This is a genomic window from Tenacibaculum bernardetii (assembly GCF_029125915.1).
Lineage (GTDB): Bacteria > Bacteroidota > Bacteroidia > Flavobacteriales > Flavobacteriaceae > Polaribacter > Polaribacter bernardetii.
Genome location: NZ_JAQJCU010000027.1, coordinates 1 through 6,160, shown reverse-complemented (window position 1 = coordinate 6,160; position 6,160 = coordinate 1). Strand labels below are relative to the sequence as shown.

General features: G+C 27.2%; 6 protein-coding genes. All 6 read left to right on the top strand.

Going from position 1 to position 6,160, the window contains the following annotated elements:
• Positions 1-64: 64 nt before the first annotated feature.
• The 6 genes from P2G10_RS12615 to P2G10_RS12590 all read left to right on the top strand — a co-directional run bounded on the left by P2G10_RS12615 (position 65) and on the right by P2G10_RS12590 (position 6,058).
• The gene (locus tag P2G10_RS12615) at positions 65-985 is read left to right on the top strand and encodes a hypothetical protein (RefSeq protein WP_275316955.1); all 921 of its coding nucleotides are present in this window, start codon (positions 65-67) and stop codon (positions 983-985) included.
• 152 nt (positions 986-1,137) lie between these two features.
• Positions 1,138-1,719, top strand: a complete 582-nt coding sequence (locus P2G10_RS12610) for a hypothetical protein (protein ID WP_275316954.1) — start codon at positions 1,138-1,140, stop codon at positions 1,717-1,719.
• Positions 1,720-1,764: 45 nt separating this feature from the next.
• The gene (locus P2G10_RS12605; protein ID WP_275316953.1) at positions 1,765-2,082 is read left to right on the top strand and encodes a hypothetical protein; all 318 of its coding nucleotides are present in this window, start codon (positions 1,765-1,767) and stop codon (positions 2,080-2,082) included.
• A complete protein-coding gene (locus P2G10_RS12600) occupies positions 2,082-3,332 on the top strand; it encodes a bifunctional DNA primase/polymerase (RefSeq protein WP_275316952.1) in 1,251 nt (416 codons plus the stop codon). The genes P2G10_RS12605 and P2G10_RS12600 overlap by 1 nt, the downstream gene beginning before the upstream one ends.
• A gap of 4 nt (positions 3,333-3,336) precedes the next feature.
• Positions 3,337-3,894 carry an XAC2610-related protein gene (locus P2G10_RS12595; RefSeq protein ID WP_275316951.1) on the top strand — a complete coding sequence of 186 codons (558 nt, stop codon included), beginning with the start codon at positions 3,337-3,339 and terminating at the stop codon, positions 3,892-3,894.
• A 196-nt stretch (positions 3,895-4,090) separates the two neighbouring features.
• Complete coding sequence (locus P2G10_RS12590; RefSeq protein ID WP_275316950.1) at positions 4,091-6,058, top strand: DUF262 domain-containing protein; 1,968 nt, start codon at positions 4,091-4,093, stop codon at positions 6,056-6,058.
• Positions 6,059-6,160: the final 102 nt, after the last annotated feature.

The window sequence follows — 6,160 nt, the reverse complement described above, 5'->3', positions numbered from 1 at the left end:
TATCTATTATTTTTTCGCTAAATTTACGCAACAAACTATAAGCACAAAGCCGTTGTAAGCAATTATGAAAAAACAGAATTTCAACAAACTTCCTACCTTAAACGAATTGAAAGACATTATTGCAGAAATAAATGCAATTGACTTAAAATCTATATCGTACGACGATTTAATAACAAAAATTAGAAGTTTACAGTTCATTCCATTCCTAACAGCAAAATTGAATAAAGGATATCATATTGAGCGAGCAAGGATTAACAAGCCGAATGAAATATTTACAGACGAAAAAGAGATTTCGTATCGAAGAGATTCCGAAAATATTAAAACTTATGGTAGAGCTAACTCTCTTCAAAACTCAATGTTTTACGGAGCAGTCGAATCGGATGTAATAAAGCATCCTCGAATGGTAAATCTTCTTGAGACTAGCCAAATATTTAGAGACCTTGAAAAAAATGAGATTGATAACGCTGACTTTGTTATGACCGTTGGAAAATGGAGAATTAAAGAAACATTAGAGGTCGTTGAATTAGTCTTCGATGAAAAATCAATTCAAAATTCTAAAGATGTTCAAAAATCTTATGAGTATCATTTGGCAAATATTAGACGAGAAATGCCAGAGAATGCAGAACAGTTTGAATTAATTCTAAAATTCTTTTCAAATCAATTTTCTAATAAAAATATTGTTCATAATTCGGACTATATGATTTCAGCAGCATATACAGATTTAGCAATTGGATTTAGAGGGTTTCCTGGAATCAAATATCCAAGTGTAAAAACAGATTATCAAGGATATAATGTTGTACTTACACCAACAGCAGTTGACCAATTTTTAGAATTGGAAATCGCAGCGATGTATAGAGTAATTAAAGAAAATAAAAAATCATATATCCTTCCTTTAAAGCACGTAACTGATTTTGGAAAAGATAATGGCAGTTTTAACTGGATTGATTATAAACCCGAACGATTTGATATTAACGAAATAAAATAACTGCTTACAACAACGTGTATAATTAATTGCTTTGGTCGTTGCTTATTTGGAAAATTCCTTCGGAATTTTCTCGCGTTCGTTTTTGTTTACTAAATTAGTTGCTTAAACACGCAACTAACCATACACAAAACCGTTGGCAGTAATTAAAAAAAATGACAGACACAGAAAAAGAATATCAAGAAAGGCATCGGTTTTGGGCTGATAAAACTTTAACTCAATTTGGATTTTCCAATAATTTTTTTCTTATAGCTGCTATTGGAATTTTAGCTTTTATACTTAAAGAAATCGAAACAGATAAACAAATTGAATTTTCTTTACAAAATATTAATTGGAAGATTACTTTAGCAAGGGTTTCTGCATTATTAGCATTTACGTCAATATGCTTTGGAACAACTACAATGTTATCTAGATTATTTGACTTACGACTTACTAGACATATAAATACTATACGTATTAAAGCTTTTAATAAAAAAAACGGAAATAAAACTTTAGACGATGATTATATTTCAATAAAAGGATTTTCTTTAGTTTTTACTTTTTTAGAAACATTAATCTCTAAACATTATTACATTAAAGATTCCGAAATAAAAAATGACAAAATCATAAAGTGTAAATTTAAAGAATTACGAAAAAGAGTATTAATTTTAGGAAGGTTTTCTTGGAAATGCTTCTACTATCAAATAATTATTTTAATATTTTCTGTTTTAACATTTATGATTGCGTGGTTGAAATAAAAACCATTATTAAAACAAGTTGCAAGTAATCTGAAACATCATAAAATGAATTATCAAAAATACAACAAAAATTACCCTCTAATTACATCTAAATATCTTGAATGGACTGTTCAGGATTTAAAAACATCCAATTCATTCAATGATTTTTTAGAATTTTTCTTTAGTGGTGGAATTTCTATTGGGGTGGCTGATGAGTATTACTGTATTTTACATATAAACAAACCAGAGTACATTCAAATACTTAAAAATAAATACCCTGAATTATATGATGAATGGAGAGAAGAAATAATAATAAATTTAGCAGAAAAAAATGAAGATGCATATAAATGTGGAGAATATTTACTTATTAAAGGTTATAAATAATGACTAAACTTAAATTATTAGGGAAACATTTTTATAATATCGGTTTAAATATAACTTGTATTTCAAATCAATTAACAGAACATAATTTTTATGATTCAAGTATATTAAAAGCACCATATCATAAATGGAAACATCTTAAATCTGAAAGACAAAAAGAAGATGAACTAGATAACTTTGAATGGAATGAAGCAACAGGAATCGGAACAGTTGCTGGTTATAACAATTTACATATATTAGATATAGATGGATGTTCAAATGATAATTTCATTGATGATATTTTAGTGATTTTGGGATTACCGAAACATTATGAATGGGTTGTAAAAACAGGAAGTCAAGATGGTTATCATATTTATTTTTATTCAAATATATTTGGGGTTTTGGAAGATAATCAAGTTTGTTCTACTTTCCCTGCAAATGAAGAGAATATTGGATTATTTGAAAAAATGGAATTATTGTGGAGCACACACGTAGTTCTTCCTAATTCACTCCACAAATCTGGGGACAAATACAAATTTATCAACTCTAATTATCCTACTAAGAAGCCAAATCAGATAGATATAAATAGATTTAACGTAATAGTAGACCTATTCTTAAATAGAACAAAAATTATTAAAAAAAAGAATTACTTTAATACTTGGACAGAAGAAATCGAATTAAATCAACCAAGTAACATAGAGAAAATAGACTTATCAAAAATTGAAAAAGATTTAATGTTCATATTTGATACTGAAACTGATGGACTTATAAAAGGTTCAATTTTACCAAATATTATCCAAATTTCTTGGATGATTATGGATTACGATGGTATTATATATAAAAAAGCAACGGAGCTAATAAATGGTCCTTTTAATGAAAACTCAGATGCTTTTATGGTTAACAAAATAAAACCTGAAATAATCAGAAAACTAGGAATTCCACCTGAAGAAGCTTACCAAAAGATTATATATGATTTAAAATATTGTAAATTAATTGCTGCACATAATTTAGATTTCGATTTTCCAGTTTTAAAAAATGAATTAGAAAAATATTATTTAAATTTTGATTGGAATGAAATCAAAAAATTTTGCACGATGAAATGGGGTTATAAAGAATTAAAAAACAAATCTAATCCTAATCCAAAATATCCAAAACTAACTGAATTATATCAGTACTTATTTAATCATAGCATAAGACAATATCACAACTCCCATTCTGATGTTGTTATACTTTCGAAAATTATAAAAGAAATTCTATTCATTGAAAAAAAATAAAAAAATGAAAAAACTACTGTTTTTAAGCTTGTTTATTATATCAAATAAGAATTTTGCACAAAAAAATAATTGGAAAGAATTTTCAAAAGAGAAAATAACAACAGTAAATATTAATAAAACAGGAATCTATAAAGTTCAAAATTATATACTCAATATTATTTGGGATGAAAAATTAAGTTATTCAGATAATATAGGTTATTATGGGGGTATTGAGAAATTGAGTATTTACAAAGAGAATAAAAAATTACAAGTAATAAATAACATTGAAGATGGTATTGCACTTGGTAATATTAATTTTTCTTTTTATGATTATAATTTTGATGGTTATGTAGATTTATCAATTCCTATTGATTGCGGAAATAGTTGTTGGGACAAATATTATATTTTCAATCCAAAATCTAATAAATTTGAACACAAAAAGAGTTGGGATTATTTAAGAATTCAAAAAATAGATAAAAAAAATAAACTGATTTTATCTCAACCAAGCGGTAATGCTTTTGAAGATAACCGAAAAACTTACAAAATAAAAGGATTGAAAATTATTGAGATTGGTGGAAAATAAAAAAACTACTGCCAACACCGTGTAAAAAAAATTGCTGGTAAAGGCATACTTACGAAAATCCTCGCGGATTTTCTTGGTTCGTGTTTTATTTACTAACTTTATTGCCTAAACCACGCAACTTTTCTTACACAAACACGTTGGCATTCATTATCACGAACCGCAGAACAAATAACAAACCATAGAATAAAAAAGAAAAATGGCAGAAAACAAACTAAAGTCACTAACCGAAATTTTTAACGAAAACTTTTTTAGAATACCTGACTTTCAGAGAGGCTATTCGTGGGAAAAAGACCAACTCGAAGATTTTTGGGAAGATATAATTAATTTAAAAGAAGATAGAATCCATTATACAGGACTTTTAACTGTTGAACCGATAACTAAAAAACAAATTGTTTCTTTAGAAAAATGGCAAGACGACATTTGGCTATTTGAACGAAATTTAAAAGCATATTATTTAATTGATGGACAACAAAGATTAACTACTTCTATAATTTTAGTAAATGAACTTCTAAATAAATTTGATGACGAAGAAGGAATTAATTTTGAGAACAAAAAATATTGGAATAATAAATTTCTTTACAAAGAATATGGAAGCGATTATAAATCGTTCATATTTGGTTACGAAAAAGACAATCCAAGTGATGAGTTTTTTAAAACTAAAATTCTAAATCAAGAATCTTCAACTGCTGACAAAGTTCCAGAACAAACACTTTATACTGCAAACTTGAAATTCGCAAAGGATTTTTTCAGTAAAAAGTTAAGTAAATTAGATAAATCAGAACTCGAAGAAATTTTTAAAAAAATAACTGGAAAATTCAAATTCAATTTCTACGAAATTGATGATGAATTAGATACTTATGTAACTTTTGAAACTATGAATAATAGAGGTAAATCTCTATCAAATCTTGAGTTACTAAAAAACAGACTTATTTATTTATCAACTATGCTTGAAGTTGATGATTCCACAAGAGCAAGAATAAGAAAAGACATTAACGAAACTTGGAAAACGATTTATGAATTTTTAGGAAAGAACAAGCATAATGCAATGGATGATGATGATTTTTTAAGAAATCATTGGATAATGTATTTTAAGTATGACAGAAAAGAATCAAATTCTTATGCTAAATTTTTATTAAATAAAAAGTTTACTGCTAAAAATACAATTACAGGAAAAATAGAATTAAAAGACATAAAAGATTATATCGACAGTTTATCAAAATGCGTAAAATCTTGGTTTTATTTATTCAATCCACAGTATTCAGATTATTCAGACAATACAAAAGAATGGTTAGAAAAACTTAATCGAATTGGTATGAGTGCTTTCCCACCTTTATTTATGGCTTCAATGACAAAATCGGGAGAAGAAGAATTTGTAAAATTACTGCAAGTAGCAGAAAGGTTTATTTTCCTTGTTTTTAGAATTACCCAAAGACCATCGAATACTAAAAATAGTCATTTTTATAGATTAGCCAACTCTTTCTATTTTGGAAAAGAGAATATGACTTTACAAGCGACTATTGGTAATATAATTTGGCTTACTGCTGGAGAATCTGGAGAAGGAGAAGACTATGCTTATCACGGCTGGTTTAATTTAGACAAATTTCAAGGATATATTAAAGACCAATTTGAAAAATCAGACGGATTTTATTCTTGGAATGGTTTAAGGTACTTTCTATTTGAATATGAACTTCATTTACAAGGTAATGCAAAAGGAAACGAAAAAATTAGTTGGTCTGATTATAGCAAACGCAAAAAAGAAGATACAATTGAACATATTTATCCTCAAACACCAAAAGATAATTGTTGGACTTCTGAATTCAATAACTATTCTAAAAAACAGAGAAGAATTTTATTAAATAGTTTAGGAAATTTGGTGCTTTTAGGTCAATCAAAAAACTCTGAATTTCAAAATAAATGTTTTGATTTTAAAAACAGACACGTAAATAAAGAAGGAAACGAAGTTGGATTTTTCAATGGTGCATATAGTGAGATTGAAGTTTCATCATATAACAAATGGACACCAAAAAAAATTGAATTAAGAGGAGAAAAAATGCTGTCATTTTTAGAAGAAAGATGGTTTATGGATTTTGAAGAATGGAATGACGTGAGCAAGGAAAGTTTACTACAATTGAACTTCCTGAATGCCGAAAAAATTGTGAACTGAAAAAAATAACGAAATGCCAACAACGTGTATAATTAATTGCTTGGTTTTAGCCTACTTACGAAAGTCCTCGCGGACTTTCTATCTGTGATTTATTTGCTAACT